Annotated in this window: 2 protein-coding genes; both read right to left on the bottom strand. The window is 55.6% G+C overall.

Annotated elements, in window-relative coordinates; translation table 11 throughout:
* Window positions 1–44: 44 nt before the first annotated feature.
* Window positions 45–341, bottom strand: a complete 297-nt coding sequence (locus tag NW843_RS04820; RefSeq protein WP_011431796.1) for a DUF2470 domain-containing protein — start codon at window positions 339–341, stop codon at window positions 45–47.
* A gap of 205 nt (window positions 342–546) precedes the next feature.
* On the bottom strand, window positions 547–1,259 hold a 713-nt coding region (locus NW843_RS04825; RefSeq protein ID WP_414522266.1), incomplete at its 5' end, for a hypothetical protein.

Raw genomic sequence — 1,259 nt, forward strand, 5'->3', positions numbered from 1 at the left:
TTTCAGTATAGTTGAGCTTATTATTGACTAGAGTCATGCTCTCATCACTTTGTAGCCTGTTTAACTTGAGCGCGAGCCTGCTTCACCATGGCAATTAAGGTTTGATGGGCGTCCTCGGAGTCCCGCAGGGGGTGGTCGAAGCGGATCCGCAGCGTTTGTACGGCCCCGTCGACCTGCACCCGCAAGTCCATCCCTTCCGGGTCAATGGCCTGCATGCGGGCTTGGGTAACTCCTTCCACCTGGCCAAAGACCCTGGCGTAGAGGGCTATTGCGTCGGCATGATCTTCGTTCATGTGCTTGCAGATGCGCTCGCTAACTTGGGGGGTGAGAGGATCGCCCATGGCAGTTGTTTTTAGCTTACAGCCCTCAGTTTAAAGCTCCCGCCAGTCCACAGTAAACTACCCAACCCTACCCCTGGCCAGTACAATAATGCGGCTAACCCAGCGTTAAAAGCGGCGCTCCCGGATAGGCAGCCGTTTAGGTTTCAGAATAAAAAGGCAGGGATCCCTTCCCCTCCATCCCAGAGAACACCAGGGATCCAGGGGATCAAGCTTGTCCTTGGGCCTGTAGCTCCAACAGCTCATCTGCCATATCCAAAAAAGCCTCCCGATCCAGATAGGAGACATCTCCCACCCACTCCCCCAGCTTGACCACATAGACCTCGCTCAAGGTGGGCCGGCGCTGCAAATCGCGGGAATAGGCTTTCACCAACCCGAGCACCGATTGCTTTTTGACAATTCGCCTGTAGCGGGGATCGTCCTTGGCCCGCACACGATAGACGACTCCGGTCTCATCGCCAATTTCCATCTCAAACTGGCGCTCCCGCACCTCTTCAATGTAGAAGTTGCCATCTTCATCCAGCTTTTCTCGCTCTTCCACCACCACCTCGTAGCGGCGAGTGCGCAACACCTGCCCAAAAAACAATCCCCCATAGGGAATCTCGCGAAAGGCTAGCTGACGGCGGGAGATGGTATAGAGCGGCCCCCACAGGAAGGGATAGAGCAACGAGAGAATCCCGACCAGGAAGGCGATTGCCCCCAGAAAGGATCCCTCGCCAAAAGCGCGGGAAAGAACCAGCAACGCCACACCCACCAAAATGGCCGTGATGATGCGGCCCGTGCTCTTGAGGGCATCGCTCCAGTAAGCCGCATACTGAAGGCGCGTTGGCACCACCGGAATCACCGATTCGCATTCTTCTGGGGTTAGCTCCAACAACATGCTGATACATTTACGCTGAACACTGCTGAACATCACTGTTC

It is taken from the genome of Synechococcus sp. R5-12 (assembly GCF_047502655.1).
In the GTDB taxonomy this organism is placed as follows: domain Bacteria; phylum Cyanobacteriota; class Cyanobacteriia; order Thermostichales; family Thermostichaceae; genus Thermostichus.